Raw genomic sequence first — 26,052 nt, forward strand, 5'->3', positions numbered from 1 at the left:
TAATGGGGGGCATGCATCCGCCCCTTCCATCCGCCTGGCCTTTCGCGCCCAGGGAACCGGGTCCGGTCCCCGAGGCCCGGCCCGCGGCCCTGCCGGGCCGGGAGGGCCTGTGGACCCTGGCGGCGGCGCCCGGCCTGGAGTTGGCAGGCGCCCCGGAGCCCCTGGGCGGGTCCTTCGGGCGTGGCGGCGTCTACCGGTGCGGGGACGCCGTGATCCGCCCCTACCGCCGGGGCGGCCTCGTCCGCCACATGAACGCGTCGATCTACCCCGGGCCGGAGCGCTTCGAGCGGGAGTACCGGATCCACCGGGCCCTGTGGGAAGCCGGCTTCCCCACCGTCGAGCCGCTGGGGTGGGCCTTCCGGCCCCGGCTCTGGGGCTGCGAGGGGGCCTTCCTCACCCGCTTCGCCGGGGGCGCGCCGTGGCCCCGGACCTGGGACGAGGCCGCCCTGCCCCAGGTGCGGGCCCTCCTCGGGGCCCTGTGCGCCTGGGGCCTCTATGCCCCGGACCTCAACGCCACCAATTTCCAGGTGCTGCCGGACGGCCAGGTCCTGGCCCTGGACTGGGACAAGGCCCGGTGGCTGCCCGGCGCCGACCTGGCCGGACGCTACCGCGAACGCCTGTCCCGAAGTCTGCGCAAGCTCGGCGCTCCCCCCGAATTTGTGATCTAATGCCTCGTTCCCAACAGGTTCAATATCGGATATTCTTGTCCGAATAGGAGTTTGACCATGGATTGGAGAGATCGGCTCACGGTGTGGTTCAGGCACGCCTTCTTCTACGGCGACAACTGGGTGAGCATCTGCGCGGGCATCCTCACCACGGCCACGGGCTTCACGCTGCTGTGGTCCTGGTTCCGGGAGCTGGCCAGCCCGCACTCGGCGCTGCCCTACGTGGGCATCCTGCTCTTCGTGCTGCTGCCCCTGCTGTTCCTGGTGGGCCTGGTCCTCATCCCCTTTGGCATGTGGCTCAAATACAAGAAGATGGCCAAGGCGGGCGAGGCGCCGGAGGTCATGCCCAAGGTCGACCTCACCACCCGGCACATCCGCCACGTCCTGACCGTGGTGGCCGTGGCCACCGTCCTCAACATCGCCCTCCTGGGCGTGGCGACGGTGCGGGGCGTGGAGTACATGGATTCCAGCAAGTTCTGCGGCCTCACCTGCCACACGCCCATGATCATGGAATACCGGGCCTTCGTGGACTCGCCGCACTCCCGGGTGGGCTGCGCCCAGTGCCACATCGGCCCCGGCGCGGACTCCTTCATGAGGGCCAAGCTCGCCGGCGTGCGCCAGCTGTTCGGGGTCGTCTTCAACAACTACCACCGGCCCATCCCCAGCCCCGTCGAGAGCCTGCGCCCCGCCAAGGAGACCTGCGAATCCTGCCACTGGCCGCAGAAGTTCCACGGCAACAAGATCCTGGTGAAGACCCACTACGGCGACGACATCGCCAACACGCCGGCCATCACCGTCCTCATGCTCAAGATCGGCGGCCGCAGCGGCGAGGCCAACACCGGCATCCACGGGCGGCACATCGACACCTCCGAGCGCATCACCTACTCCGCGGGCGACGAGCGGCGCCAGGTGATCCCCCGGGTCATCTACCGCGACGACAAGGGCCAGTCGGTCGAGTACGTCTCCACGGACACCAAGCTCACCCCCGAGCAGCTCGCCAAGCTCCCCCAGCGGGGCATGGACTGCGTGGACTGCCACAACCGGCCCACCCACGCCTTCGAGAGCCCCGAGTGGGCCATGGACCGCCGCATCCAGGAGGGCCTGGTCAGCCGCGACATCCCCTTCATCCACAAGAAGGGCGTGGAGGTCCTCAAGGTCGAGTACAGGGACCAGAACGACGCCACCGCCCGGATCCCCAAGGCCCTGGTCGACTTCTACCAGTCCAACTACCCCGAGGTGTACAAGGAGAAGAAGGCGCTGATCGAGGCCGCGGCCGTGGCCGTCAAGGACGCCTACCTGCGCAACGTCTCGCCCGAGATGAAGCTGACCTGGGGCACCCACCCCAACCACATCGGCCACCAGGACGGCGGGTGCTTCCGCTGCCACGACGGCAGCCACGTCAGCAAGGACGGCAGGACCATCGCCGGCGACTGCGACACCTGCCACACCATCCTGGCCCAGGACGACCCCAACCCGAAGATCCTCCAGGACCTCGGCACGAAGTAGGCAAAAGAGCTCCCGGAAACGGGAGCTTTTTTTGGCATCCTGGAAGACATGCAGCGCCCCGTCGCACCCGCCGTCCACAAGTTCAGGGAGAAGGCCTCGGTCTTCCTGACCGAGCTCCACCCCGCCGGCGACGCCGCGGCCCGGGAGGCCATCCTGGCGCGCCTGCGCAAGCGGGACTTCGACGCCAACCACCACTGCGCGGCCTGGCGGGAGCTGGGCGGGGCCCAGGGCTCGGACGACGACGGGGAGCCCTCGGGCACCGCCGGGCCGCCCATGCTCCGGGTCCTGGAGGGCGAGGGCCTGGTGGACGTCCTGGCCGTGTGCATCCGGTGGTTCGGAGGCACGAAGCTGGGCACGGGAGGCCTGGTGAGGGCCTACACGGAGGGCGTCCAGGGCGCCGTCGCCCTGGCCCGGGAACAGGGCCTCCTGGAGACCGTGAGGGCCTGGCGCCAGGGCTCGATCACCGCGGGACCCGGCCAGGCCCACCTGCCCTTCTCCGTGCTGGGGGCCTTCCCGGAGGCGGAGATCCTGGGCCAGGACTTCCGCGGGGAGGAGGCCGTCCTGCGGTTCCGCCTGCCCCTGACGGCCGACGGGGCCCGGGAGGCGGCCCTGGCCGCGCTCTGGCTGGAACGCAGCCGCGGCGGCCGCGTGGACTGGGATTAGAGGGTGTCTGCTAAAAGGAAGGCCCCGCGACGGCGTCCAGAGGCCCGATTATCGAGCGCAAGGCCCGCAGGAAGTATAAGTCATACTTTCAAGGGTCTTGCACACGAGAAGCGGGCCTCTGGGCGCCGCCCTTCGGGTGATGGCAGCGGCCACGGCAGTCCAGCGTTCCACTCGTCGACCGATTACCCGAATCGCTCTCCTCGCGGTCCTTGTCCTGCCATGGCCGGTGCCATCATCGCGGGGCCTTCCTTTTAGCAGACACCCTCTAAGGGCCGTTCGCCGATCCTGCTCCGGCGTTCGCCGAATGGCCCCTCCCCCGGGCCCCTGCGTTCCGTAGCCTGGATGCAGGGAGGTTGGAACCATGGAATTCATACAGGGCGTGATCGACTGCTGCCCCGTGGCCCTCTGGTGGTTCTCCGCGCTGCTCACCCCGACCCTGGTCGCCCTCATCCCCATGAACAGCGCACAGAAAAGTGGCCGCTCCTGACGATCTGCTAGGCTTTACTGGAGAGATCCATGCAAACGATGAACGAGACCCCCGCACCGCAGCCCCACTCCACCCGCCTGTGGATCGGCATCGCCATCATCGTCTTCGGCATCCTCGCGGCCCTGGACAACCTGCCGTTCGTCCGCGACCACGAGCACTTCTTCCTGAACCTCTGGCCGGTGATCCTGATCATCGTGGGCATCGGCAAGCTGAGCCGCGGCTCCGCGGAAAAGGGGATCTCGGGCTACCTCTTCATCCTCGCCGGCGGCTTCATCCTGATCCACAACTTCGGCAGCGACAGCCTCGCCAACGCCATGGGGCCCCTGTTCATCGTCGCCGTGGGCGTCTTCCTGGTCACCAAGGCCCTGCGCAAGAACCGCGGCGTCCCCCCCGACCTGGCGGCGCACGACAGCTTCATCTCCTCCACGGCCATCTTCGGCGGGAACAAGCGCCGGGTCACGCACCAGGACTTCAAGGGCGGGGAGCTCACGGCGATCTTCGGCGGGTTCGAGCTGGACCTGCGCCAGGCCACCGTCGAGGGCAACCAGGTGCGGGTGGACGTCTTCGTGCTCTTCGGCGGCGGCGAGATCAAGATCCCGCAGCACTGGGCGGTGTCCATGAAGGGCACGGCGATGCTGGGCGGCTTCGAGGACAAGACCCTCCACATGCCCTCGGCCGAAGGGGACGCCCCCCGGGTCCACCTGGTCGTCACGGGCCTGGTCCTGTTCGGCGGCCTCACCGTAATGAACTGACGTGAACCCCATCACCAGCAGCCGCGCCCGCTTGGGGACCTACCTCCTGGGGTGGGTCCCCATCGTGGCGCTCCTGACCTTCGTGGCCATGAGCCAGGGCTGGCGCCTCGCGGAGGCCCTGGTGCTCGGGGTGCCCATGTGCGCGGGGGGGGCGTTCCTGTTCCTGTCCTCCTGGTACCTGTGCCGCGCCCTGCCGCTGCGGTCCACGCGCCTGGGAAGCCACTGGACCGCGTGGATCCTGGCGGCCGTGATCATGGCCGCCCTCTGGGCCTGGGCGGGCGTGGCCCTGGCCTGGTGCCTGGACAAGCTGACGCCCCTGGCCGGGCTCTACCACCGGGCCCAGGCGGCCCTGCCCACCCTGCTGGGCATCGGCGTGGTGCTCTACCTGGCCACGCTCACCCTCCACTACCTCCTGGACGCCGTGGACCTGGGCAAGCTCTCCGAGGCCCGGGAGGCGGAGTTCCGCATCCTGGCCCAGGACGCCGAGCTCCGCGCCCTCAGGGCCCAGCTCAACCCCCACTTCCTGTTCAACAGCCTCAACTCCATCAGCGCCCTCACCACCATCGACCCTCCCAGGGCGCGCGCCATGTGCATCCTCCTCTCGGACTTCCTGCGCGGCAGCCTGCGCCTGGGGGAGAAGCGCCTGGTCTCCCTGTCGGAGGAGGTGGACCTGCTCAAGGCCTACCTCTCCATCGAGCAGATCCGGTTCGGCAGCCGGCTCCAGGTCCAGTGGGAGATCGACCCGTCCACCCTGGGCGAGCCGATCCCCGCCCTCCTCCTGCAGCCCCTGGTGGAGAACGCCATCAAGCACGGCATCGCCGGCCTCACCGAGGGCGGCGTGGTGCGCGTGGCCTCCCGCCGGGAGGGCAACGTGCTCGAGCTCCTGGTGGAGAACCCCGTGGATGCGGACACCCCGGTCGTGCCCGGCCTGGGCCTCGGGCTCAGGCAGGTGCGGAGCCGGCTCCAGATGCGGTTCGGGGACCGCATGCGGTTCGAGGCGGGCACGTCGGACGGGGTCCACCGGGTCCGGATGGTCTTTCCAAGCGAGGTCAAGCCATGAACGAGAGAACCTACACCGCCATCGTCGTGGACGACGAGGACCTGGCCCGGGCCATCGTCGCCGAGCACCTGGGCGTCCATCCCGAGATCAAGGTCGTCGCCAGCTGCGCCAACGGCTTCGAGGCGGTCAAGGCCGCCACGGAGCACAAGCCCGACCTCCTGTTCCTGGACATCCAGATGCCCAAGCTCAACGGCTTCGAGGTCCTGGAGCTGCTGGACCCCCAGCCCACGGTCGTGTTCATCACCGCCTACGACCAGCACGCCCTGAAGGCCTTCGAGGTCCACGCCGTGGACTACCTCCTCAAGCCCTTCGACGCCGAGCGGTTCGAGGAGGCCCTGGTGCGCGCCAAGGCGAGATGCGACCAGGGCGCCCCCGCCGGACCCCAGCCCGCGGAGCTCTCCGACGCCGCCCGCAGCGACTGGCCCCTGGACCGCCTCGTGGTCAAGGACGGCACCAAGGTGACCCTCATCCCGCTGGCCAAGCTGGACTACGTGCAGGCCCAGGACGACTACGTGCTCCTGAAGACCCCCGAGAAGAGCCACCTCAAGCAGCAGACCATCTCCAGCCTGGAGACCCGCCTGGACCCCAACCGCTTCCTGCGCATCCACCGGAGCTTCATCATCCAGCTGGACCGCCTGGCCCGCCTGGAGCAGACGCCGTCGGAGAGCTGGGTGGCCGTGCTGCACGACGGGACCCGCCTGCCGGTGAGCAAGAGCGGGTACGCTCGGCTGAAGACGATGCTGGAGAAAGGAAGCGTCTGACCGGCATCCAAGGAAGGGAGGCCCAAATGACTCTTCCTCGATTCCTCTCCCAGGCCGCACCCATTGCAGCTCGTTTGGTACTTGGCCTGCTCTTTACGGTCACCGGCCTGAACGGCTTCCTCGACTTCCTCCCCAGGCCCACGGCGCCCATGCCGGAAGGGGCCGCCGCCTTCGCGGGGGCGATGATGAAGACCGGCTATCTGCTCCAGCTCGTCGCGGGAACCCAGGTGGTGGCCGGGGTCCTGCTTCTCCTCGGCCGGTTCGTGCCCCTGGCCCTTACGCTGCTGGCGCCGGTGATCGTGAACATCATCTGCTTCCACGTCTTCCTGCTGCCCTCCGGCATCGGGCCCGGGATGGTGGCGTTGGTCCTGGAGCTCTACATGGCCTGGACCCGTCGCGCGGCCTTCCGGACGCTGTTCGGGTAGGCCGCCAGAAATAAATGTGGCAATCCGTTCCAACGCGGCGAAAGGCGCAAGAGGATCTTCGGGTTTGCAGAATCCCATCCGTTCGAAGGCTGTGGGGAAATGCTTGTCGCCGAGGCGCCGAGGAGCCGAGGATCGCCGAAGGGATCAGGCTCTGGGGTTGACCACCCTCCTGATCCCGCCATCCTTGAGCGGCCAGTTGTGGATCAACCCGCCCGGCATGTGCCATTCCGTCACCCATTGGCAGGTGCCTGGAACACGGTATTAGGTACATGTATTTCTGGCGGCATAGGTGCATCGCCATTACATGTTGTGACGCCTATGTAGCTTAGGCCAGGCCGGACACATCCCCTGCCGTGAGATCGGCAAAACCCCCGCCGGCGAGTTCCACTCTCAGCCGGCCGTCGCCCAGCCAACCCACGCAGACACCCTGCCCCTCCTCCCATCGGACGGCGTCCCCGGCGCCAGGCCAGAGGAAGGGCGGCACCCGGAGGATCTCCAGGTCCTCCCAGGCGTCCAGGATGTCCCGGGCCAGGGCGGGCGCCGCCGGGACGGGGCCGGTGGCCAGGTCCCGGAGGCAGGCGGGGGGGATCCTCCGGCCGGGGATGTCGGGGGCCTGCTCCAGGTTGATGCCCAGGCCCAGGAGGACCCGGTCCCCCTTGGCCTGGCCGATGATGCCGCCCACCTTCACCAGGCGGCCCTCCTTGCGCGCCACGAGGTCGTTGGGCCACTTGAGGCCCAGAGGGGCCCCGGAGGGCTCCAGGACCTCCACGACGGCCGCCATGGCCCGCTGGAGGAGGAGGCCGGGGGGCACCCGGGGCGCGGGCAGGCATGCGGATAGCCAGAGCCCGGCGCCGGGGCGGCTCACCCAGGTGTTGCCGGCCTGGCCCCGGCCCAGGCGCTGTTCGCCGGCGAGGACGCCGCAGCAGCCCAGCTCCGGGTGGCGCTCCAGGAAGGCCTGGGTGGAATCCACCACCCCCAGGCGGATCAGCGGGAGGGGCATGGCTTGCGGTTCTTAAGCCAGAGGATGCGCAGGCCGTCCAGGGTGAGGTCGGGGGCCACCTCCTGGATGAAGCGGCTGGCGGGGGCGATGACCTTGGCCAGGCCGCCGGTGGCCACCACCTTGGAGCCCGGGAACTCGGCCAGCAGGCGTTCCAGGATGCCGTCCACCTGGCCCACGTAGCCGTAGAAGAGGCCGGACTGCATGGCCTGGATGGTGGAGCGCCCCACGAGGCGCTCGGGCTCGGCGATCTCCACCCGGGGCAGCCGGGAGGCGCGCTGGAACAAGGCCTCGGCGCTGATCTTCAGGCCGGGGCAGATGATGCCGCCCAGGTACTCGCGCTTGTCGTTGACCACGTCGAAGGTCGTGGCGGTGCCGAAGTCCACGGCGATCAGCGGGGCGCCGTAGGCCTCCAGGCCCGCCACGGCGTTGACGATGCGGTCCGCGCCCAGTTCGGCGGGGTTGTCCAGCAGGACCTTGAGGCCCGTCCTGATGCCGGGCTCGATCCAGAGGGGCTCGGCCTTGAAGTAGACCCGGAGCCAGGCGTCCAGGACCGGATGCAGGGGCGGCACGACGCTGGAGATGACCACGTGCCGGATCGCCGCGGGATCGATCCCAGCGTGCTTGAGCAGGGCGAGGCTGGACAGGCCGTACTCGTCCACGGTGCGCTCCCGGCTCGTGGCCAGGCGCCAGGAATGCAGGATGGGGCCCGCGTCCCCCGCGGCGAGGTCGAAGATGCCCAGGACGATGTTGGTGTTGCCGACGTCCACGGCCAGCAGAAGGCTCATAGGTGCTCCAACCTCCAAGAATGGCCTACGTCGCGATGCCGATCAATCCATTAGGCCTGTAATGGGGAGGGCGGCGCGCTGATGCCTTCCTTCCAGTGCTTGCGGCACAGCGCGGTGTAGCTCTCGTTGCCGCCGATGAGCACCTGGGGGCCCTCCAGGGCCACCTTCCCGTCCACGATCCGGGCGTTCATGGTGGCCTTCTTGCCGCACCAGCAGATGGTCTTCAGCTCCTCGATGCGGTCCGCCAGGGCCAGCAGCGCGGCCGAGCCCGGGAAGAGCTCCCCGCGGAAGTCCGAGCGCAGGCCGAAGGCCATGACGGGGATGCCGGTGCGGTCGGAGAGGTCGCAGAACTGGACCACCTGCTCGCGGGTGAGGAACTGGGCCTCGTCGATGAGGATGCAGTTGGGCGCGCCCTTCCCGGCCACCGTGGCGGCGTGGAGCTCGAAGATGTCGGTGTCGGGCTTGATCATGGCGTCCACGGGGGCCTCGAGGCCGATGCGGGCGCGGATGAGGTTGGCCCCCTCGCGGGTGTCCACGCTGGGCTTGTAGAGGTGCACGCTCTGGTGGCGCTCGTGGTAGTTGTAGCGGACGGTGAGCACCTGGATGCTCTTGCCGGCGTTCATCGCGCCGTATCGGAAGAAGACAGTCACCCTGGTACCCCCATCGAATGGATACGCCAGTATAGCGGCTACTTCTGGGCTTCCTCCAGCGCGGTCTGGGCCTCCTCCCAGGCGCTCATGGCGTAGGCGAGCTCGGTCTCGAGGGCCTTCTGGGCGCCCAGCCTGGCGCCGAAGACCTCCCAGTCCGCGGGGTCCGCCGCGGCCAGTTCCCTGGCGAGCCCGGCGAGACGGCCTTCCAGGTCCGCCACCGCGGCCTCGGCCTCCTGCACCTTGCGCTCCCAGCGCTTGACGGTCTTCTGGCGCTCGCGGTCGATGGGCTGCGGCTTCTGGGGCTGGGACTTCTGGGGCTGGGGTTTGGGGGGCTCGGGCTTGCGCCGGGGCTTCTCCTCCTCCACCTCGGCCTCCGCGGGCTCCTGGCCGATGTCCAGGTCGACCCAGGCCTGGTTGTCCTCGTAGCCGCCCTCGCGGAACTCGGTCCGGTTCTCGTGCACGCGCAGGATGCTGTCGGCCACACGCCCCAGGAGGTAGCGGTCGTGGGTCACCACCACCACCGCGCCCGTGAAGCTGAGGATGGTGTCCTCCATGGCCTCCATGGAGTGGATGTCCATGTGGTTGGTGGGCTCGTCCAGCAGCAGGAGGTTGACGCCCTCGCGGATCAGTGTGGCCACGGAGAGCCGCGCGCGCTCGCCGCCGGAGAGCACGGTGACGGGCTTGTCCACCTCGTCGCCGCGGAAGGAGAACTTGGCCAGGAAGCCCAGCACGTCCTGCTTGGGCGCCATGGGGATCACGGCCTGGATCTGCTGGAAGACCGTGTTGCGGGGATCCAGGTTCTTGTGGTGCTGGTCGAAGTAGCCCAGCTTCACCTGGCTGCCCAGGCGCGAGCCGCCCGTGATGAACTCGATCTCCCCGGCGATGGCCTTCAGGAGCGTGGACTTCCCGGTGCCGTTGAGGCCGACGATGGCGAGCTTCTGCCCGCGCTTGACCTGGAAGTGGTCCAGGGGCTCGAACAGCGGGACCCCGTCCCAGCCCACCGAGGCCTTGTCCAGCACCAGGGCGGTGTCGCCGCTGCGCTGGGTCTCGGGGAAGCTGAACTTGATGCGGCGGCGGTCCTTGAGGGGCTTCTCCAGGCGCTGCATCTTGGAGAGCTGCGTGCGGCGGCCCCGGGCGATCTTGGTGTCCTGGCCGGCGATGTTGCGGCGGATGTAGTCCTCCTGCCGCTTGATGTACTCCTGCTGGCGCTCGAAATGGCGCTCGGCGATCTCGATCTCCGCTTCCTTCTTCTCGATGAACTCGGTGTAGTTCCCCTCGTAGGCGCGGCTGCGGCCCAGCTCGATCTCGAGGATGCTGGTGGCGATGCGGTCGAGGAAGTAGCGGTCGTGGCTGATGACGGCCACGGTGGCGTTCGTGCCGTTGATGAAGCTCTCCAGCCAGCGCAGGCTGGGCAGGTCCAGGTGGTTGGTGGGCTCGTCCAGCAGCAGGAGGTCCTGGCCCTGGAGGATGGCCTTGGCGAGCATCACCCGGCTCTTCTGCCCGCCGCTGAGCTCCAGCACGTTCTTCTCCATCAGCTCGGGCGCGAAGCCCAGCGCGAACAGGATGCTCTCGGCCCGGCTGCGGATGGTGAACCCGTCGAGGCGCTCGAAGGCCTCCTGCACCTTCTGGTAGCGCTCCATCACGGCGTCCAGGTCCACGCCCGGCTCGGCCATGCGGTGTTCGAGGTCGCGCATCTCGTGCTGCAGGGATTCCACGTCCCCGAAGGCGGCCATGGCCTCCTCGAGGATGGTGCCGCCGGTGGCCGGCACCAGGTCCTGCGCGTAGTGGCCCACGCGGATGCCCCGCTCGGCGGTGGGCCGCACCACGGTGCCGTTGTCCAGCTCCAGTTCGCCCAGCAGCACCTTGAAGACCGTGCTCTTGCCGGCGCCGTTGCGGCCGATGACGCCCCAGCACTCGTCCTCCTGGATGGCCCAGGTGACGTCCTTCAGCACCTCGTGGGGGCCGAAGCTGAGGAAGGCGTGGTTGAGGCTGGCGAGCATATCTGTTTTTTTAAGAAAAGAGGCCACCGGGTTGGTGGCCTCTGTTTTGGTGGAGCTAAGCGGGATCGAACCGCTGACCTCTTGCATGCCATGCAAGCGCTCTCCCAGCTGAGCTATAGCCCCGGGGGAAGTAATAATCATGCCACCGGATGGAGAAAACCGCAAGCGGAAATTCACGGGCCAAGGCGGAGCCTCTGCCCATTCTGGATACGGTTCCCTTTGATCTTGTTCCACTTCCGGAGATGCTCCACATCCACGCCGTACCGGGTGGCGATGGCGTAGAGCGTCTCGCCCTTCTTGACCAGGTGCGTCTTGGGGCGGGCCTCCAGGGCCGGCCTGGGCGCGGGCGTCTTGACGGCCTGGGGCACCGGCGGCAGGTCCGCGGCCGGCGCGGCCTGCGCAGGGGCCTCCGGGGCCGGGGAGGGGATGGCGGGCAGCGCCTCCAGGGGGTGGTCCTCGATGACCTGGCTCCGCTCCACGGGCGTGAGGAGGTCGCGGGTGTCGATGGGGGCGGGGGGCGGGGGCGGCACCTTGATGACCTTCCCGGCCCTGAACTGGGCCTTCTTGAGGTCGTTGGCCTCCAGCAGGTCCTCGGGGCTGAGCTTGAACTTGGCGGCCACCTTGGCCAGGGTGTCGCCCTTGCGGATCCTGTAGCTCTGGAAGTCCAGCCTCTGGCCGGCGGGGATCCTGGCCAGGGCACGGGCCGTGGCGCCGCTGAGGCCCGGCGGCACCCGCAGGCTGTAGCGTCCCGGGGGCGTGCTGGAACGCAGGAGCTCGGGGTTCAGCTCCTTGAGGGACTCCACGTCGGTGCCGGCGTAGCGGGCCAGGACGGCGAGGCTCGTCATCCTGTCCACCTCCACCGTCTCGTAGGCGTAGGGCTGGAGTTGCTCCACCTTGAAGCCGTACCGCTGGGGGTCGTGGCCGATGAGGATGGCCGCGCACAGCTCGGGCACGTAGTTCTTGGTCTGGTTCCGGAGCCAGCGGCTGCGGGCCATGTCCCAGAAGTTTCGGCTGCCCAGGTTCTGGGCGGCGCGGTCGGTGGTGAGGGGGCCGGCGTTGTAGCCCACCAGGGCCAGGTACCAGTCGCCGGAGGTCTCGTACAGGCGGCGCAGGTAGCGGGCCGATGCGCGCGTGGCCTTGACGGGGTCCCGCCGCTCCTCGACCCAGGCGTTGCCGTTGAGGCCGTAGATGCGCCCGGTGGAGCGTATGAACTGCCACATGCCCACGGCCTGGGCGTAGCTCCGGGCGCTGTTGATGAAGCCCGATTCGATGACGGCCAGGTAGGCCAGGTCCTGGGGGATGCGCTCCTCGGCGAAAATCTGCCGGGCCATGGGCAGCCACATGGTCGCCCGCGACAGGGTGCGCTCCATGAAGCCCCGCTTGCTGGTGGTGAACTCGTGGACCCAGGCCAGGACCTTGTCGTTGAGGTCAATGGGGAAGTCGTACAGCGCGCCCTCGGTGCCGCCCTTGACCTGCTCCAGTTCGGCCTTCAGGGCCTCGCCGGAAAGGGGCACGACCTCGGTGGCCTCCTTGAGGCCGGGATCCGGGGTGGCGGGCACGCCCTCGCTGTCGGGCAGGTGCTGCTCCAGCTCCAGGAGCCGGTCCAGGAGGGCCTTGACCTCGGGAGTCTCCAGGGCCTCCGCGGGCCAGTCGGCCACGAGCACCTCGGCCTCCTCGGCGCGGGTGGAGGCGGCGTCCCAGTCCTTCTCCCGGGCGTTGCGCTCGCCGTCCTCCACCAGGGTCCTGAGCCGGGCCACTTCGGGCCGGGCCTTGGCGGAGGCGGTCTTGGGCGGCTGGGGCGGCGCGGAGGCCAGGGCACCCAGGCCCGCGCAGGCCACGAGCAGGGCGAGAAGCCGGCCCCGGAATCGCCGGGGGCTATCCGGGGCCGGCCAGGTCATTCAGTGGCTCTCGGCGCTGACCAGGGCCTCGTAGGCCGCGGCGTCCAGCAGTTCGGGGTTCAGGGCGCCGTCCAGCTTGATCTTGAGCATCCAGCCCTTGCCGTAGGCGTCCTCGTTGACGTACTCGGGGTGGGCCTCGAGCTCGCCGTTGATCTCGAGCACTTCGCAGGCGGAGGGGATGAAGATCTCGGACACGGTCTTCACGGACTCCACGGTGCCGAACTCGTCGCCGGCCTTGAAGCGGGCGCCCACTTCGGGCATGTCCACGAACACCACGTCGCCCAGGGCCTCCTGGGCGTAGTGGGTGATCCCCACCAGCGCGGTGCCGTCGCCCAGGGGCTTGAGGTATTCGTGGTTCTTGGTGTACTTCACGTCGGCGGGGTACATGGATTCCTCCAGAGGGATGATTCTAGCCGCGGTGGGCCGGTCAGGGGTGGCCAGGTGCAACTACTTGGCGCGCTTGTAGAAGGGAGTGGGAACCACCTCGGCTTCGCAGGCCTTGCCGCGGATGTCGATGTGGATGCGGGAGCCCAGGGGGGCGTGGCTGACGGGCACGTAGGCCAGGCCCAGGTTGAAGCCGCAGGTGGTGCTGGGGGAGCCGCTGGTGACGTAGCCGGCCTTCCTGCCGTCCACGAGGACGTCCATGTGGTCGCGGGCGATCTCGCGCTTCTCCAGCATGCGGAAGCCCACCAGCCGGCGGCTGAAGCCCTGCTCCTTGAGGGTGGCCAGGGCCTCCCGGCCCAGGAACTCGCCCTTGTTGAGCTTGATGATCCAGCCCAGGTCCGCTTCCAGGGCGTTGGTGGTGTCGTCGATCTCGTGGCCGTAGAGGGCCATCTTGGCTTCCAGGCGCAGGGTGTTGCGGCAGCCCAGGCCGGTGGGCACGAGGCCCAGCGGCTTGCCGCTCTGCATGAGCTCGTTCCAGACCCACTCGGTCTTCTCGGCCGGGCAGTAGATCTCGAAGCCGTCCTCGCCGGTGTAGCCGGTGCGGGCGAACATGACGGGCATGCCCTTGAACTTCCCGAAGGCGAACCAGTAGTACTTGATCTGGGAGAGGTCGATGTCCACCAGGGGCTGGAGCACGTCGATGGAGAGGGGTCCCTGGAGGGCCACCTGGCCCGTCTGGTCGCTTTCGTTGGTGACCTCCACGTCCCACTTGGCGGCGTGCTCCTTCACCCAGGCGAAGTCCTTGTCCACGTTGGAGGCGTTCACCACGAGCAGGAAGTGGTCGTCGGCGATCTTGTGGAGGAGCAGGTCGTCCACGAAGGTGCCGTTCTCGTACAGGAAGGCGGTGTAGTGGATCTGCCCGTGGGCCAGCTTCACCACGGCGTTGGGGGTGAGCCAGTCCAGGAAGGCCATGGCCTGGGGGCCCTTGACGCGGATCTCGCCCATGTGGCTCACGTCGAAAAGGCCGACCTTGGTGCGCACGGCGACGTGCTCGGCGATGATGCCGGCGGGGTACTGGACGGGCATGTCCCAGCCGCCGAAGTCCACCATCTTGGCCCCGAGGGCCCGGTGGACGGCGTTGAGGGGGGTCTTCAAGAGTTCGGACATGGCTTCTCCATCAGTTGGGCAAGTTGAACGTATCGGATCTTTGATTGTAGGTCATACCCCGGGGTTTTCACATCCTCCGGAGCCAGGGAAGCACACCCGGCAGGTCCCACGCCAGGCTCCAGAGCCCTCCGGGCTCCCGCCGGGCCTCCAGGGCCACGGCCTGGGGCAGGATCTCCACGCCCCCTTCCAGGGCCCGGTCCAGCTCGGCGGCGTAGTCCGGGTCGATCTCCCGCGCCGCGTCGAAGCCCGTCACGTCGCCCCGGTGCACGAAGAACACGATGGCCGCGCGGTGCCCGAGGCGCACCATGGCCCGGAGCTCGCGCAGGTGCTTGGCGCCGCGCAGGCTCACGGCGTCAGGGAAGCACGCCAGGTCCCCCACGCGCATGGTGGCGTTCTTGACCTCGATGTAGACGCAGCGGTCCTCGGCGTCCCGGGCCAGCACGTCGATGCGGCTCCGCTCGTCGCCGTACTTCTGCTCGGTGAGCACCGAATGGAGTCCGGGCAGGCCCGGCAGGCGGTCCTGGCGGGCGGCCTCGGCCACCACCCGGTTGGGCATGCCGGTCTCCACCCCCACCCAGGCCCCCCCGCGGTTGCAGGCCAGCCAGGTGTAGGCCAGCTTGCGGGCGGGGTTGGCGCTGGGTTCCAGCAGCACGGCGTCGCCCGGTTCCCAGGACGTGGCCATGGTGCCGGTGTTGGTGCAGTGGGCCGTGGCGACGGACCCGTCCTCCAGCTCCACGTCGGCGAGGAAACGCTTGTACCGCTTGAGGATGACTCCGGGCACGAGGCCCTTTTTCCGGATCAGCATAGGTACCAGTCTGCCGGGGAGCCCGCCTTGGCAACATGATTAAATTATTTATGCCGGCTGGCGGTCCGCAGGACCGGGAGGTAGGCCAGGAAGGCCGCGGCCAGCACCGCCATGGCCACCTTGAGTCCCACCAGGTCCGCCAGGGCCGACCCCGCCATGGGGCCCACCATCAGGCCCAGGGAGAACGCGATGTTGAGCAGGGAGAACACCGACCCGAAGTCGGTGCTCCCCTTCCCCTCCACGTGCCCGGCCAGGGCGGGCCCGCAGGGGGACATGAGCAGGCTGCAGGTGCTCCCCATGGCCAGCATGAAGGCGTACACGGCCGCGCGGCCAGGGAGGACGGCCGCCGTGGCCAGCAGGACCGCGGCCAGCACCATGCCCAGGCTCAGCGGCCCCCGGGGCCCGCGGCGGTCGGTCCAGTGGCCCACGAGGGGCGAGGTGACGATGCTGGCCAGGGCCGTGGTGGTGAAGGCCAGGCCGATGGCCATGGCGTCCATGCCCAGGTGCAGGGACAGGTGGAGGGGCAGCACCGCCTCCAGCACCGCCCCCAGGAGCGAGCCCATGACCATGGCTCCCGCGAACACCCGCACCGTGCCGTCCTTCAGGAGGCCCAGGTAGCCCGTCCCCGAGGGCTGGGCCGGGGGGTCCGCGGGCAGGAGGGTGAGGCGCACCACGGCGTCCAGCACCGCCAGGCCCGCGGCGAAGAGGAAGGCGGCGCGGATGTCCCAGACGCGGGTCATCCACCCCGCGAAGGCCGGGCCCAGGAACAGGCCGATGTTGGCGCAGGCGAAGACCGTGCTCATGGCCTTGCCCCGCTGGTTGGAGGGGAAGTGGTCCGCGACCATGGACAGGCCCGCCACCCAGGTGGCGGCCGCGGCGATGCCCTGGAGGACCCGGGCCACCAGGAGCAGGGGAAAGCTCCCCGCGAAGGCGAAGAGGATGGTGGCTGCCCCGAAGCCCACCAGGCCCCCCAGGAAGGGTCCGCGGCGCCCGCGGCGGTCCGCCCAGGTGCCCAGGGGGAGCGCTGCCAGCAGCAGGGCCCCGGCGTAGCTTCCGAAGAGGAAGCCCAGCTGGGTCTGGCTCAGTCCGTGGAGCCGCGCGTACTCCGGCAGGAGCGGCGGCAGCATGGCGTAGACGACCGTGTCGGCGAAGAAGGCCAGGCCCACCACCACCAGCGCGGCGTACTTGGGGGCCAGTTTCGCCATCAGAAGCCTTGGGCCAGGATGCGGTCGACGGCCTCGGCCAGGTCCGCGGCGACCAGGTCGGCCCGGGCGCCGTCCACCTGGGACCCGTAGCCGGTGCGCACCAGGGCCGACCTGCAGCCCGCGTTGCGGCCGGCGTCCAGATCCAGTTCCTTGTCGCCGATCATCCAGCTGCGGGAAAGGTCCAGCCGGTGCTCCTCGGCGGCCCGCACCAGCATGCCGGGGTTGGGCTTGCGGTCGGGATGGTCGGGATGGGCGTAGTCCCCCTGGCCCCGCTCGTGATGCGGAGCGGCGTAGATCCCGTCCATGCGGGCGCCATGCTCGGCCAGGAGCTCGGCGATGCGCTCCATCACCGCGTTGAACTCGTCCCAGCCGTAGCGGCCCTTGCCGATGCCGCTCTGGTTGGTGACCACCACCACGGGGATGCCCAGGGCGTTGAGCCGGGCCAGGGCCTGGGCGGCCCCGGGCACCAGCACCACGTCCTCGGCGCGGTGGAGGTACCCCACCTCCACGTTGAGGGTGCCGTCCCTGTCGATGAAGACCGCCGGCCGCGCCGTCATGAATGCCCCTTGAACCATGCATCACTCCCGAATGGCATGATGCCACAGTCCCGCTGCTCCGCAGCCACGGGCCGGGCACCCTGGACGTGCGCCGAATCCGCCTACAGTTCCTTCACCAGCGAAAGCGCCGCCTGGCAAAGGCGCCGGACGCCGGGCACCAGGTCCAGGGAGGCCAGGGCCTTCTCGCCCACCCACTGCCCGCCCTCGGGGGGCGGCGGGACCTGCTCCTCGGGCGCCTTGGTGCGCAGGAGGTGGGTCAGGTAGAGCCGCTGCTGGCCCTCGAGGCCCTCCAGGCGCAGGAGCCAGGGGGTCGGGAGCCGGGAGGTGCGCTCGTCGAAGACCACCGGCAGCCGGGAAGGGTCGTGGAAGCGGAAGGGGATCTTCCAGGTGGCGTCGATCTGGGCCTGGAGGAGGGCCGGGGGCAGGTAGCCCGGGGACCACGGCACCTGGGGCGGCATGAGGAGCCCCCGGTGGGGGGGGTGCACGGAGGGCACCAGGAGCACGAAGGGCATGGCCGATCCGTGCACGAGCACGCCTTCGATGAAGGTGGTCAGGTAGACCGGGCCTTCCGACATGCTCACCTCCCGCCCTGGATCTCCAGATCCCGCAGGATGCGGTCCCTGGCTTCCGTCACTTCGGCCACCAGGGCTTCAGGCTTGAATTTGCGCAGCTCCTTGGTGCGGCGGTCCTTGAGTTCCACCACGCCGTCCTTGAGGCCCTTGGAGCCCACCATGACGCGCAGGGGGAAGCCCAGCAGGTCGGCGTCCTTGAACTTGGCGCCCGGGCTCAGGCCTTCGCGGTCGTCGTGGAGCACCTCGAACCCCGCGGCCTCCAGGTCGCGCTCAAGGCCGTCGGCGACGGCGCGCACCTGGTCGTTGCCCGGATCCAGGTCCAGGAGGTGCACCTGGTAGGGGGCGATGGGCCAGGGCCAGACGATGCCGTCGGCGTCGTAGTTCTGCTCGATGGCCGCGGCCACGGTGCGGGTGACCCCGATGCCGTAGCACCCCATGACCATGGGGTTCTCCTTGCCGTGCTCGTCCACGTAGACGCAGTTCATCGACTTGGAATACTTGGTGCCCAGCTTGAAGACCTGGCCCACCTCGATGCCCCGGAAGGCCTGGAAGTGCCCCGCGCCGCAGCGGGGGCAGAGGTCGCCCTCCTGGGCCAGGCGCAGGTCGAGGAACGTCGCGCCCGGCAGGTCGCGCTTGGGGTCAAAGCCGAAGTGATGGCATTCAGTGACGTTGGCTCCGCAGGTGAGGTTGACGGCGCCTTCCAGGGAACGGTCCACGAGGTACACCAGGGCATCCTTGGGGGCCTGGTGGAGGGCCCAGTGGCGGGTGCCCTCCTGGGGGAGGGGGCCCAGGAAGCCGGGGGCCGCGCCGCAGAAATCCTCGCCGTCGGCCATGGGCTGCAGGTCCACGGCGCCCAGGAAGTTCTTCACCTTGACGGGGTTGAGCTCGTGGTCGCCCCGGAGGACGCACGCGACGGCCACCTGGCGGACGGTGTCGCCCTCCACGGGGAACTCAGCGGTCAGCCAGTACACCTTGGAGGTCTGGTGCAGGGGCAGGCCGTCGTGGACGTCGTCCTTGAAGGCCCGGGCCTGCTCCTCCATGGCCGTGATCCCGGGGGTGCGGAAGTGGGAGCGGCTGAGGGGGAGGGCCGGGCCGTGGTCCACCGCGGGGACGCGGGGCGCCTCGGTCTTCTCGACGTTGGAGGTGTACTCGCAGGAGTCGCAGGAGAGGATGCCGTCCTCGCCCGAGCCCGCCAGCACGTGGAACTCGTGGGTGAAGCTGCCGCCGATGGCGCCGCTGTCGGCCTCCACGGGGCGGAACTTGACGCCCAGGCGGGAGAAGATGCGCTTGTAGGCGTTGAACATCTCCCAGTAGCCCTTGTCGGCGTCGGCGTCGTCCACGTGGAAGGAGTAGGCGTCCTTCATGATGAACTCCCGGCCGCGCATGAGGCCGAACCGGGGCCGGATCTCGTCCCGGAACTTGGTCTGGATCTGGAAGAGGTTCATGGGCAGCTGCTTGTAGCTGCGGACGTTCTTGCGGACGATGTCGGTGATCACTTCCTCGTGGGTGGGGCCGAGGCAGAAGTCGGCGTCCTTGCGGTCCTTGAAGCGCAGGAGTTCCTTGCCGTAGAAGGACCAGCGCTTGGATTCCTGCCAGAGCTCCGCGGGCTGCACGGTGGGCATCAGCAGTTCCTGGCAGCCGTCCTTGGCGAGCTCCTCGCGGACGATCTGCTCGAACTTGCGGATGCTCCGCAGGGCCAGGGGCAGGTAGTCGTAGATGCCCGCGGCCAGCTTCTGGATCATGCCTGCCCGCATCATGAGCTGCTGGCTCACGACGTCGGCGTCCCGGGGAACCTCCCGGAGGGTCTGGATCAACATCTTGGTCTGCTTCATCGGTTCTCTTTCAGGTCGGTGGGTGTCAGGGTCAGGCGAGCAGGGAATTGACGATCTGGCTGGCGGCCTTGCCGTCGTAGGCGCCCCCGTGGGCGGCCTGGAGGGCCTTCATGACGGCGCCCATGTCCTTGCGGCTCTGGGCCCCGGTCTGGGCGATGGCGGCGCGCACGGCCTCTTCGAGCTGGGCTCCCCCCAGCATGGAGGGGAGGAATTCCTTGAGGACCTGGATTTCCGCCAGCTCGGTTGCCGCCCGGTCGGCATAGCCGGCCTTGGTGAACTGCTCGACGCTGTCCTCCCGGCTTTTCACCAGCCGCTTCATGACCGTGAGGCCGTCCGCGTCGGCCAGGACGCCCTGGGGCCCCAGGCCCTTGGCCACCGCCTCGTTCTTGTACGCGGCCAGGGCCATGCGCAGCACCGCGGTCCGGGCGGCGTCCCGGGCCATCATCGAGGTCTTCAATTCGGCTTGCAATCGGTCCAGCATCGGGGAAAACTCCAGTCAACCTACATCTTTATCCTGCCCTTGAAGCGTGCCGCCTTCAATCGGTTGTGGAAATAATCCGCGCCAGGGGACCGTAACCAGTGAAATAATGAAAACAATCCGAGAGGCTACCCCCCCATGAACGTTGCCTTCATTAACCCATTCATCGAGTCGACCCTCCGCAGCCTGGACATGATGGCCGGCATCCAGGCCGAGAAATCGGGCCTGGAGCTGAAGGAGGACCTCATCACCACCTACGACGTGTCGGCCATCATCGGCCTCACGGGCGAGACCTCCGGCTCCATCATCATCAGCATGCCCGAGAGCCTGGCCTGCAAGATCGCCTCCAACATGCTCATGGAGGACATCCAGTCCCTGAACAAGAACGTCGAGGACGCCATCGGCGAGATCGGCAACATCGTGGTGGGGGACGCCCGCCGCAGCCTGATCCAGGACGGCCACCAGCTGAACATCTCCATCCCCACGGTCGTCATCGGCGTGGGCCACAAGATCAGCCGCAGCGGCGACGTGCCCTGCATCGCCATCCCGTTCACGACGGAGTTCGGCGACTTCGAGGTGAACGTCGGGCTGCGCGAGAGCTAGAAGCCTGTCGCTCCCATGAAAAAGGCGCCTCGCGGCGCCTTTTTCATGGGGTCGGGAAAGGCCTAGGCCTTCTCGAACTTGATGACTTCCACGGGGCAGCCCGCGGCGGCGGCTTCGATGCCGGCTTCCAGGGAATCCTGGAACTCGCCCTTCAGGGCGGACATTTCGTCGCGGTTCTCGGTCTCGAGGCCGTCCTCGCGGACGTCGGCCTTGATGACGCAGGTGGTGTCGGTCACCAGGAAGACGTCGGGGCATTCCGCGTCGCAGGCGTTGCACACGATGCAACCTTCTTCGATCCAAACCTTGGTGATGGCCATGAGTTTCTCCTTATCAGGGGCTTCGGCCCCACCTGTTTGCACTCCTTCAAACCTATCATCTCGAACCCTTCCCTCCAAGCCGGATTGTGACGGAATGCCACGGGTGGCCGAGGCTGGTTTTCTGGGCTATCGTACGGAACCAGGAGGGGTTGTGCGCCTATCGGAAAATGCCATCCTCGCCAGGATCCGGGATCTTTTTCCGGGCGGCGGAGACCTCACGGACGACTGCGGGAAGGTCCCCCCGCCGCTCCCCGGCGAGACCCTCCTGGTCACCACCGACCTCATGGAGGACGGCCAGCACTTCAGCCGCGCGTGGCACCCTCCCCGCCTCCTCGGGCGCAAGCTCCTCATGGTGAACCTCTCCGACCTGGACGCCAGCGGCGCCGCGCCCACCGGCTTCACCCTCACCCTGGCCCTGGGCCGGGACCTGGAGGCGGACTGGGTGGACGAATTCCTCCAGGGCCTGGCCGGGGCCGCCCGGGATGCCGGGGTCCCCGTCCTGGGGGGCGACACCGTCGGCCGGGACCGGGGCCTGGGCCTGGGCATCACCGCCTTCGGCTCCGCCCGGCGCTGGCTTCGCCGCGACACCCTCGAGGCCGGCGACGGCCTCTTCGCGGACCAGGAGCTGGGGGCGAGCCTCCGGGGGCTCCACAAGCTCCAGGCCGGCCAGGACCCGCTCCTGCCCGATCCCGACGTCTCGGCCCACCTGGACCCGCGGCCCCGCATCGGCCTGGGCCCCCGGCTCGCCGCGATTCCCGAGGTCCATGCCTGCATGGACATCTCCGACGGCCTGAGCCGGGATCTCCGCACCCTGGCCCTGGCCTCGGGCCGGTCCATCGTCCTGGACCGCGCCCTGTCGCCCGACGCCGTCACCGGAGGCGAGGACTACGCGCGGTGCTTCTCATCCTCCCTGCCCCGGGCGGCCCTGGAGCGGATCCTGGGGATCCCCCTGATTCCGGTGGGCACCGCGCTGGATGGAGGCGAAGGGCCCCTTCTCCACTATGATGGAGATACGCTCCGGCCCCTGCCGGACCTCAGCTTCGACCACTTCGCCCCAAGGACCCGATGACCGACCAGCCCTCGCAGGACGCACCCAGGCCAGGGTTGTGGGCCTCACTCAAGAGTCACATCCTGCATCCGGAGATGACCTCCGAGCAGATCGCCCTCAGCTTCGGCGTGGGCTTCTCCCTGGCGTGGAATCCGCTCCTGGGGCTGCACACGGCCATCGTCCTCCTGGCGTGCTTCCTGTCGCGGCGCCTCCACCGGCCCATCATGTTCCTGGCCTGCTTCATCAACAACCCCTGGACCATGGTCCCCATGGCCACCGCCAGCGCCCTCGCGGGCAACCTCCTCCTGGGCCGCGGGATGAATCTCAACCTCAGCGCCATCCACTGGCACGCGATCACGTGGCGGAGCTTCATCTCCCGGGAGGGGCTGGACGGCCTGTTCGCGATGCTCAAGCCCATCCTGCTGCCCTACCTCCTGGGCGGCTTCGTGCTGAGCGCCCTGGCCATGCCCGTGGGCTACTTCGTGATGCTCCGCCTGGCCCGCCGGCTCCGGAAGCTCCACCTCCACATGCCCCACCTCCATCATCCCAAACCCCCGTCAACGTAGGAGAACACCATGGACATGCGTTTCCTCATGAAGCAGGCCCAGGCCATGCAGACCAAGCTCCAGGAGGCCCAGAAGAACCTGAGGGCCGAAGGCACCGCCGGCGGCGCGATGGTCAAGGTCACCCTCAACGGCTCCAAGGAGCTGGTGGGCATCTCCGTGGCCAAGGAGGCCATGGACCCCGAGGATCCCAGCATGCTGGAGGACCTCATCTCCGCCGCCTTCAAGGACGCCTCCGCCAAGGTGGACGAGTCCATGGGCAAGATCACCGGCGGCCTCACCGGCGGGCTCAACATCCCCGGCCTCGGCCTGTAATGAAGCTCCCGGCCCCCCTGGAAGCCGTGGTGGAGGCCCTGCAGAAGCTTCCGGGGGTGGGCTCCAAGTCCGCCCAGCGCATGGCGCTCCACCTCCTCAAGGAAGGCCCCGGGGCCATGGAGCACCTGGGCGACCTGCTGCGCCACGCCGCCACGTCGGTGGGCTTCTGCACCACCTGCGGGGCCTTCACGGACCGCCCCGTGTGCTCCATCTGCGCCGATCCCCAGCGGGACACCCGCACCCTGGTGGTTGTGGCCGAGGCCAGCAACGTGCTCACCTTCGAGCGCAGCGGACATTTCCACGGGCGCTACCACGTCCTCGGCGGGCTCATCTCGCCCCTCAAGGGCGTGGGCCCGGACCAGCTCAAGGTGCGCGAGCTCCTGCACCGCCTCGAGGACGAGCGGATCCAGGAGATCGTCCTGGCCACCAACCCCACCCTGGACGGGGAGGCCACCGCCGCGTGGCTGGCCCGAATCCTTGAGCCCCTGGGCCTGAAGACCACCCGCATCGGCCTGGGCCTGCCCATCGGCAGCGACCTGGAGTACGCCGACGACCTCACCCTGGACCGGGCGCTGGAGGGGCGGAGGCCGGTCTAGACATCATGTATTGGCCTGACACGAATCAGGCGGGCCGTTAGAACGAGATCCCCGGGGGCTCTGCCCCCAGACCCCCGGGATTTATCGCCTGAAGCCCAGAAACTGGGCCGGTTGGAAAGGCGGTTGCCAAGGACGGGGCCGGATGACTCCGGCCCACCCTGTTTCCGGGCCCGGGTCGGCGCTCGGGTCGCATCCCTGCGGTAGCCCTAACCTCCGCCCGGCTGTCTAAAGGGTGGTGCGCAAGGCCCACCGAGGCAAGGCCCCAGGCTCCTCAAAGGGGCCTGTCCGTCCTTAAATGACGCGGGTTAAGCTCAGTGCGCATTACACAACCGGCTCAGAGCCGTAATTGAGGAGGACAGGCCGTGAACGATTCTAGCAAGGTGAGCAAGTACGTCGGGCTGGATGTCCACAAGGAGACGATTGCGGTCTCGGTGGCTGAAGCCCACGAAGGGGAAGTTCGGTACGTGGGTGAGATCGCCAATACACCGGAGGCCGTGGTGAAACTTGTGAGGCAACTCCGGAAGGATGGCGCGACGCTTTCGTTCTGCTACGAAGCGGGCCCCTGCGGTTACATCCTTTATCGGCAACTACTCGCTTTACGGCTGGAGTGCCAGGTTGTGGCGCCGTCCCTCATTCCCAGGAAACCTGGGGACCGGGTCAAAACCGACCGCCGCGATAGTCTGACCTTGGCCAGGCTCCACCGGGCCGGGGAACTAACGGCAATATGGGTGCCCGACGAAGCCCAGGAGGCCCTGCGGGATCTGACCCGGGCTCGGGAGGACCTGAAGCATTTGCAGCACGTCGCCAAGCAGCGACTGTTGGCCTTCCTGCTGCGGCACGGGCGGACCTATTCCGGAAAAACCCGGTGGACCCAGGCCCATCTCCGCTGGCTGGAAACCATGAAGTTCGACCAGCCGGTCCAACAAATCGTCTTTCAGGAATATGTCGATACGGTCCAGGCCATGACCAGACGGGTTGCGGCCTTCGACGAGCAGATCGAAACCGCCGGATCGAGTTCGGCCTTCTCCAGGCTGATCGAAGGCTACATGGCCCTGCGCGGGATCAACCGCCTCACTGCGACCACGATCGTGGCTGAGATCGGCGATTTGAGGCGATTCGCCAATGCACCCCAGTTGATGAAGTATCTGGGGGTGGTTCCCAGCGAGCATTCCAGTGGCGAGACCCGGTCCCGCGGGGGGATCACCAAGACCGGCAATGGCCATGTGCGCAGGGTCCTGGTGGAGGCAGCATGGACCTACCGGCATCCCGCGAGGAAAACCCCGAGCCTGCAAAGACGGGCCGAACGTGCTCCAGAAGCAGTGCAGACCATCGCCTGGGCTGCACAGAAGCGCCTTTGCGCACGCTACCGGCAGTTCGAGGCCAGGGGCAAGAAGAAGGTCCAGACCTGCACGGCCATCGCCCGCGAGCTGACCGGCTTCCTCTGGGCCATTGGCCAGGCCCTGCCACCGCCTACCCCCAAGCCTTAGCTGGCTGAAGTGCAGCCGCAGTGTGTCGGCAGCAGAACGGACAACGGTGGGAGAATCCTCGAACCCTCTAAGAGGCATTCGCTTCTGGAATGACCCTCGCCACTAGATCGAGGCAGCTCCTCGACGAACCCGTTGTCATGCGGTACCCAACCCGCGCATATCAGACTGATCAACCGTCGGCATGCCGTCCGTTCTGCTCCCTACACACTGCCGGAAAAGAGAAATAGTTGGCTGCCAGCCTTGACAGGCCAATACATATCAGAGGGTGGCCAGCAGCCCCGCCAGCACCTCCCGGAATTCGTCTCCGAGGTCCTGCCCCAGCGGCAGCACGTGCTCGATCTGCGCGGTGCGGGCCAGGGCCAGGGTGCGCACGTCCACCTGGGCGGCGAGGAGCAGGGCCGGCGTGCGGTCCCCGGTCTGGCGCCGGACCCTCGCGAGGAAGTCCGCCGCGGAGAGGGTTCCCACCACTTCCCCGAGGATCACGAGGTCCATGGGGAAGACCTTCAGGTGGTCCAGGGCCTCGGCCGTGTTCCGGGCCTCGTGGACCTTGCGGTAGCCCTCGGCGCGCAGGGCGGAGGCCAGGATGGCGCGGTCCAGGCCGTCGGAAAGGGCCAGGAGGATGCGCCGGCCCGCCTTGCGGGGGTCCCCGGGCGGCTCGGCGACGGCCTCGCCGTGCTGGACGGCCACCGTGGCCCTCCCGGGCGGCTCCCGGTGCCCGCGCACCGGGAACCCGGCGCCGAACCGGGGCAGCCTCCGGCCCAGGATCTGCCGGATGGTCTGGGCCTCCATCTCCCCCAGGTCCTCGAAGCGGATGCCCATCTGGATGCCGTCGGCGGCATGGGAGACGTGCGCCAGGACCCCGGCGCACACCAGCGCCGGGGAATAGGGCAGCTGGTCGATGCGCAGGATGGGAAACCTCGCCCCCGGGGGGAAGGTGGCCGCGCCCACGGCGATCGGAGCCTTCCCGTGCACCGTGATGGCCCGCTCCACGCGCATGCGGATGCCTTCCAGCGAGAGGTTCAGGAGGGGCCCGGTGGCGCCCCGGGCACCCAGGAAGCCCTCCAGGACGGTGACCGTGGCCTTTTCCCGGGGTCCGAAATGGGCCCGCATGCGGGTGCGCCGGTCGGCGAAGCCCACCGAGGCGGGAAGGCCGAACCAGGCCTCCTCCGGCCCGCGCTCCAGGAGGTCCACCGGGGCGAGGAGGCGGATGCCGTCCAGGGTGAAGAGGAGCGTGGCCCCGGCGCGCCAGCCTTCGGGCAGGGCCCGCCCCAGGCGGACCCGGAAGCAGGGGGGATCCTCCCGGACCTCCTCCACGCGCGCGGGCAGGCTCGCATGGCCCTCGAGCAGCAGCCCCGCCTCCGCCCCGGTCCGCTGGAGGTCCTCCAGGTAGGCGAGGATCGTCGGGCGGTCGCGGAGCGCCCGCTCCAGGCCTTCTCCACCGGGTTGCGGGCTCAGGTCGAGGATCGTCATC

The 26,052-nt window shown here is 68.6% G+C and carries 29 protein-coding genes and 1 tRNA gene; 14 read left to right on the plus strand and 16 right to left on the minus strand.

Going from position 1 to position 26,052, the window contains the following annotated elements; translation table 11 throughout:
* Positions 1-11: 11 nt before the first annotated feature.
* The 8 genes from ACZ5MC_RS15730 to ACZ5MC_RS15765 all read left to right on the plus strand — a co-directional run bounded on the left by ACZ5MC_RS15730 (position 12) and on the right by ACZ5MC_RS15765 (position 6,319).
* Complete coding sequence (locus ACZ5MC_RS15730) at positions 12-668, plus strand: protein kinase family protein (RefSeq protein ID WP_306601428.1); 657 nt, start codon at positions 12-14, stop codon at positions 666-668.
* A gap of 57 nt (positions 669-725) precedes the next feature.
* On the plus strand, positions 726-2,171 hold the full coding sequence (locus tag ACZ5MC_RS15735) for a NapC/NirT family cytochrome c (protein ID WP_306601429.1): 1,446 nt from the start codon (positions 726-728) through the stop codon (positions 2,169-2,171).
* 48 nt (positions 2,172-2,219) lie between these two features.
* Complete coding sequence (locus ACZ5MC_RS15740; RefSeq protein ID WP_306601430.1) at positions 2,220-2,834, plus strand: YigZ family protein; 615 nt, start codon at positions 2,220-2,222, stop codon at positions 2,832-2,834.
* Positions 2,835-3,195: 361 nt separating this feature from the next.
* Entirely contained in the window at positions 3,196-3,321 is a 126-nt protein-coding gene (locus tag ACZ5MC_RS15745; RefSeq protein ID WP_306601431.1) for a hypothetical protein, read from the plus strand.
* Between the two features lie 29 nt (positions 3,322-3,350).
* On the plus strand, positions 3,351-4,073 hold the full coding sequence (locus ACZ5MC_RS15750; protein ID WP_306601432.1) for a LiaF transmembrane domain-containing protein: 723 nt from the start codon (positions 3,351-3,353) through the stop codon (positions 4,071-4,073).
* Between the two features lies 1 nt (position 4,074).
* Positions 4,075-5,133, plus strand: coding sequence for a sensor histidine kinase (locus ACZ5MC_RS15755; protein ID WP_306601433.1), 1,059 nt, complete (start codon positions 4,075-4,077; stop codon positions 5,131-5,133).
* Positions 5,130-5,894 (plus strand): LytR/AlgR family response regulator transcription factor, encoded by a 765-nt coding sequence (locus ACZ5MC_RS15760; protein ID WP_306601434.1) that lies wholly within the window; start codon positions 5,130-5,132, stop codon positions 5,892-5,894. Before ACZ5MC_RS15755 ends, ACZ5MC_RS15760 begins: the two co-directional genes overlap by 4 nt.
* A 26-nt stretch (positions 5,895-5,920) precedes the next feature.
* Positions 5,921-6,319, plus strand: a complete 399-nt coding sequence (locus ACZ5MC_RS15765; RefSeq protein WP_306601435.1) for a DoxX family membrane protein — start codon at positions 5,921-5,923, stop codon at positions 6,317-6,319.
* Positions 6,320-6,644: 325 nt separating this feature from the next.
* On the opposite strand, the gene ACZ5MC_RS15770 is transcribed toward ACZ5MC_RS15765, so the two are convergent.
* The 14 genes from ACZ5MC_RS15770 to ACZ5MC_RS15835 form a co-directional block, all read right to left on the minus strand.
* Positions 6,645-7,319: a biotin--[acetyl-CoA-carboxylase] ligase gene (locus tag ACZ5MC_RS15770; RefSeq protein WP_306601436.1), complete on the minus strand. Its 675-nt coding sequence runs from the start codon at positions 7,317-7,319 to the stop codon at positions 6,645-6,647.
* Positions 7,304-8,104: a type III pantothenate kinase gene (locus tag ACZ5MC_RS15775; RefSeq protein WP_306601437.1), complete on the minus strand. Its 801-nt coding sequence runs from the start codon at positions 8,102-8,104 to the stop codon at positions 7,304-7,306. The genes ACZ5MC_RS15770 and ACZ5MC_RS15775 overlap by 16 nt, the downstream gene beginning before the upstream one ends.
* A gap of 50 nt (positions 8,105-8,154) precedes the next feature.
* The gene (locus ACZ5MC_RS15780) at positions 8,155-8,754 is read right to left on the minus strand and encodes a thymidine kinase (RefSeq protein WP_306601438.1); all 600 of its coding nucleotides are present in this window, start codon (positions 8,752-8,754) and stop codon (positions 8,155-8,157) included.
* A gap of 38 nt (positions 8,755-8,792) precedes the next feature.
* A complete protein-coding gene (gene abc-f, locus ACZ5MC_RS15785; RefSeq protein ID WP_306601439.1) occupies positions 8,793-10,754 on the minus strand; it encodes a ribosomal protection-like ABC-F family protein in 1,962 nt (653 codons plus the stop codon).
* A 47-nt stretch (positions 10,755-10,801) separates the two neighbouring features.
* Positions 10,802-10,877, minus strand: a tRNA-Ala gene (locus tag ACZ5MC_RS15790).
* A 50-nt stretch (positions 10,878-10,927) separates the two neighbouring features.
* Positions 10,928-12,652: a lytic transglycosylase domain-containing protein gene (locus ACZ5MC_RS15795; protein ID WP_306601440.1), complete on the minus strand. Its 1,725-nt coding sequence runs from the start codon at positions 12,650-12,652 to the stop codon at positions 10,928-10,930.
* Positions 12,653-13,039 carry a glycine cleavage system protein GcvH gene (gene gcvH, locus ACZ5MC_RS15800; RefSeq protein WP_306601441.1) on the minus strand — a complete coding sequence of 129 codons (387 nt, stop codon included), beginning with the start codon at positions 13,037-13,039 and terminating at the stop codon, positions 12,653-12,655. It abuts the gene before it with no gap.
* A 60-nt stretch (positions 13,040-13,099) separates the two neighbouring features.
* Positions 13,100-14,203 carry a glycine cleavage system aminomethyltransferase GcvT gene (gene gcvT / locus ACZ5MC_RS15805; protein WP_306601442.1) on the minus strand — a complete coding sequence of 368 codons (1,104 nt, stop codon included), beginning with the start codon at positions 14,201-14,203 and terminating at the stop codon, positions 13,100-13,102.
* A gap of 67 nt (positions 14,204-14,270) precedes the next feature.
* Positions 14,271-15,008, minus strand: a complete 738-nt coding sequence (sfsA, locus tag ACZ5MC_RS15810) for a DNA/RNA nuclease SfsA (RefSeq protein WP_306601443.1) — start codon at positions 15,006-15,008, stop codon at positions 14,271-14,273.
* 44 nt (positions 15,009-15,052) lie between these two features.
* Positions 15,053-16,213: an MFS transporter gene (locus ACZ5MC_RS15815; protein WP_306601444.1), complete on the minus strand. Its 1,161-nt coding sequence runs from the start codon at positions 16,211-16,213 to the stop codon at positions 15,053-15,055.
* A complete protein-coding gene (locus ACZ5MC_RS15820) occupies positions 16,213-16,770 on the minus strand; it encodes a D-glycero-alpha-D-manno-heptose-1,7-bisphosphate 7-phosphatase (protein ID WP_306601445.1) in 558 nt (185 codons plus the stop codon). Before ACZ5MC_RS15820 ends, ACZ5MC_RS15815 begins: the two co-directional genes overlap by 1 nt.
* A 101-nt stretch (positions 16,771-16,871) precedes the next feature.
* Positions 16,872-17,345, minus strand: coding sequence for a hypothetical protein (locus tag ACZ5MC_RS15825; protein ID WP_306601446.1), 474 nt, complete (start codon positions 17,343-17,345; stop codon positions 16,872-16,874).
* Positions 17,346-17,347: 2 nt separating this feature from the next.
* Positions 17,348-19,174 carry a proline--tRNA ligase gene (locus tag ACZ5MC_RS15830; protein ID WP_306601447.1) on the minus strand — a complete coding sequence of 609 codons (1,827 nt, stop codon included), beginning with the start codon at positions 19,172-19,174 and terminating at the stop codon, positions 17,348-17,350.
* A gap of 31 nt (positions 19,175-19,205) precedes the next feature.
* A complete protein-coding gene (locus tag ACZ5MC_RS15835; protein ID WP_306601448.1) occupies positions 19,206-19,655 on the minus strand; it encodes a GatB/YqeY domain-containing protein in 450 nt (149 codons plus the stop codon).
* 135 nt (positions 19,656-19,790) lie between these two features.
* Between ACZ5MC_RS15835 and ACZ5MC_RS15840 the strand changes: the two genes are divergently transcribed.
* Positions 19,791-20,255: a chemotaxis protein CheX gene (locus tag ACZ5MC_RS15840; protein WP_306601449.1), complete on the plus strand. Its 465-nt coding sequence runs from the start codon at positions 19,791-19,793 to the stop codon at positions 20,253-20,255.
* A gap of 62 nt (positions 20,256-20,317) precedes the next feature.
* On the opposite strand, the gene ACZ5MC_RS15845 is transcribed toward ACZ5MC_RS15840, so the two are convergent.
* Complete coding sequence (locus ACZ5MC_RS15845; protein WP_306601450.1) at positions 20,318-20,572, minus strand: ferredoxin; 255 nt, start codon at positions 20,570-20,572, stop codon at positions 20,318-20,320.
* 151 nt (positions 20,573-20,723) lie between these two features.
* Here ACZ5MC_RS15845 and ACZ5MC_RS15850 point away from each other — a divergent pair, with 151 nt between their 5' ends.
* From ACZ5MC_RS15850 to ACZ5MC_RS15870, 5 genes are all read left to right on the plus strand, one after another.
* Entirely contained in the window at positions 20,724-21,641 is a 918-nt protein-coding gene (locus ACZ5MC_RS15850) for a thiamine-phosphate kinase (RefSeq protein ID WP_306601451.1), read from the plus strand.
* Positions 21,638-22,186 carry a DUF2062 domain-containing protein gene (locus tag ACZ5MC_RS15855; RefSeq protein ID WP_306601452.1) on the plus strand — a complete coding sequence of 183 codons (549 nt, stop codon included), beginning with the start codon at positions 21,638-21,640 and terminating at the stop codon, positions 22,184-22,186. Before ACZ5MC_RS15850 ends, ACZ5MC_RS15855 begins: the two co-directional genes overlap by 4 nt.
* A 9-nt stretch (positions 22,187-22,195) precedes the next feature.
* The gene (locus tag ACZ5MC_RS15860) at positions 22,196-22,498 is read left to right on the plus strand and encodes a YbaB/EbfC family nucleoid-associated protein (RefSeq protein ID WP_306601453.1); all 303 of its coding nucleotides are present in this window, start codon (positions 22,196-22,198) and stop codon (positions 22,496-22,498) included.
* Positions 22,498-23,094 (plus strand): recombination mediator RecR, encoded by a 597-nt coding sequence (gene recR / locus ACZ5MC_RS15865; RefSeq protein ID WP_306601454.1) that lies wholly within the window; start codon positions 22,498-22,500, stop codon positions 23,092-23,094. The genes ACZ5MC_RS15860 and recR overlap by 1 nt, the downstream gene beginning before the upstream one ends.
* 380 nt (positions 23,095-23,474) lie before the next feature.
* Positions 23,475-24,581: an IS110 family RNA-guided transposase gene (locus tag ACZ5MC_RS15870; protein ID WP_373432559.1), complete on the plus strand. Its 1,107-nt coding sequence runs from the start codon at positions 23,475-23,477 to the stop codon at positions 24,579-24,581.
* 258 nt (positions 24,582-24,839) lie between these two features.
* On the opposite strand, the gene ACZ5MC_RS15875 is transcribed toward ACZ5MC_RS15870, so the two are convergent.
* Positions 24,840-26,051, minus strand: coding sequence for a PleD family two-component system response regulator (locus ACZ5MC_RS15875; RefSeq protein ID WP_306601455.1), 1,212 nt, complete (start codon positions 26,049-26,051; stop codon positions 24,840-24,842).
* Position 26,052: the final 1 nt, after the last annotated feature.

The sequence above is a fragment of the Mesoterricola sp. JemC181 genome, assembly GCF_055384585.1.

Bases quoted from the DNA above. Each gene is read 5' to 3' on its own strand.
- ACZ5MC_RS15730 (WP_306601428.1), top strand. From the start codon at position 12: ATGCATCCGCCCCTTCCATCCGCCTGGCCTTTCGCGCCCAGGGAACCG.
- ACZ5MC_RS15735 (WP_306601429.1), top strand. From the start codon at position 726: ATGGATTGGAGAGATCGGCTCACGGTGTGGTTCAGGCACGCCTTCTTC.
- ACZ5MC_RS15740 (WP_306601430.1), top strand. From the start codon at position 2,220: ATGCAGCGCCCCGTCGCACCCGCCGTCCACAAGTTCAGGGAGAAGGCC.
- ACZ5MC_RS15745 (WP_306601431.1), top strand. From the start codon at position 3,196: ATGGAATTCATACAGGGCGTGATCGACTGCTGCCCCGTGGCCCTCTGG.
- ACZ5MC_RS15750 (WP_306601432.1), top strand. From the start codon at position 3,351: ATGCAAACGATGAACGAGACCCCCGCACCGCAGCCCCACTCCACCCGC.
- ACZ5MC_RS15760 (WP_306601434.1), top strand. From the start codon at position 5,130: ATGAACGAGAGAACCTACACCGCCATCGTCGTGGACGACGAGGACCTG.
- ACZ5MC_RS15765 (WP_306601435.1), top strand. From the start codon at position 5,921: ATGACTCTTCCTCGATTCCTCTCCCAGGCCGCACCCATTGCAGCTCGT.
- ACZ5MC_RS15770 (WP_306601436.1), bottom strand. From the start codon at position 7,319: ATGCCCCTCCCGCTGATCCGCCTGGGGGTGGTGGATTCCACCCAGGCC.
- ACZ5MC_RS15775 (WP_306601437.1), bottom strand. From the start codon at position 8,104: ATGAGCCTTCTGCTGGCCGTGGACGTCGGCAACACCAACATCGTCCTG.
- abc-f (WP_306601439.1), bottom strand. From the start codon at position 10,754: ATGCTCGCCAGCCTCAACCACGCCTTCCTCAGCTTCGGCCCCCACGAG.
- ACZ5MC_RS15795 (WP_306601440.1), bottom strand. From the start codon at position 12,652: ATGACCTGGCCGGCCCCGGATAGCCCCCGGCGATTCCGGGGCCGGCTT.
- gcvH (WP_306601441.1), bottom strand. From the start codon at position 13,039: ATGTACCCCGCCGACGTGAAGTACACCAAGAACCACGAATACCTCAAG.
- gcvT (WP_306601442.1), bottom strand. From the start codon at position 14,203: ATGTCCGAACTCTTGAAGACCCCCCTCAACGCCGTCCACCGGGCCCTC.
- sfsA (WP_306601443.1), bottom strand. From the start codon at position 15,008: ATGCTGATCCGGAAAAAGGGCCTCGTGCCCGGAGTCATCCTCAAGCGG.
- ACZ5MC_RS15815 (WP_306601444.1), bottom strand. From the start codon at position 16,213: ATGGCGAAACTGGCCCCCAAGTACGCCGCGCTGGTGGTGGTGGGCCTG.
- ACZ5MC_RS15820 (WP_306601445.1), bottom strand. From the start codon at position 16,770: ATGACGGCGCGGCCGGCGGTCTTCATCGACAGGGACGGCACCCTCAAC.
- ACZ5MC_RS15825 (WP_306601446.1), bottom strand. From the start codon at position 17,345: ATGTCGGAAGGCCCGGTCTACCTGACCACCTTCATCGAAGGCGTGCTC.
- ACZ5MC_RS15830 (WP_306601447.1), bottom strand. From the start codon at position 19,174: ATGAAGCAGACCAAGATGTTGATCCAGACCCTCCGGGAGGTTCCCCGG.
- ACZ5MC_RS15835 (WP_306601448.1), bottom strand. From the start codon at position 19,655: ATGCTGGACCGATTGCAAGCCGAATTGAAGACCTCGATGATGGCCCGG.
- ACZ5MC_RS15840 (WP_306601449.1), top strand. From the start codon at position 19,791: ATGAACGTTGCCTTCATTAACCCATTCATCGAGTCGACCCTCCGCAGC.
- ACZ5MC_RS15845 (WP_306601450.1), bottom strand. From the start codon at position 20,572: ATGGCCATCACCAAGGTTTGGATCGAAGAAGGTTGCATCGTGTGCAAC.
- ACZ5MC_RS15855 (WP_306601452.1), top strand. From the start codon at position 21,638: ATGACCGACCAGCCCTCGCAGGACGCACCCAGGCCAGGGTTGTGGGCC.
- ACZ5MC_RS15860 (WP_306601453.1), top strand. From the start codon at position 22,196: ATGGACATGCGTTTCCTCATGAAGCAGGCCCAGGCCATGCAGACCAAG.
- recR (WP_306601454.1), top strand. From the start codon at position 22,498: ATGAAGCTCCCGGCCCCCCTGGAAGCCGTGGTGGAGGCCCTGCAGAAG.
- ACZ5MC_RS15875 (WP_306601455.1), bottom strand. From the start codon at position 26,051: ATGACGATCCTCGACCTGAGCCCGCAACCCGGTGGAGAAGGCCTGGAG.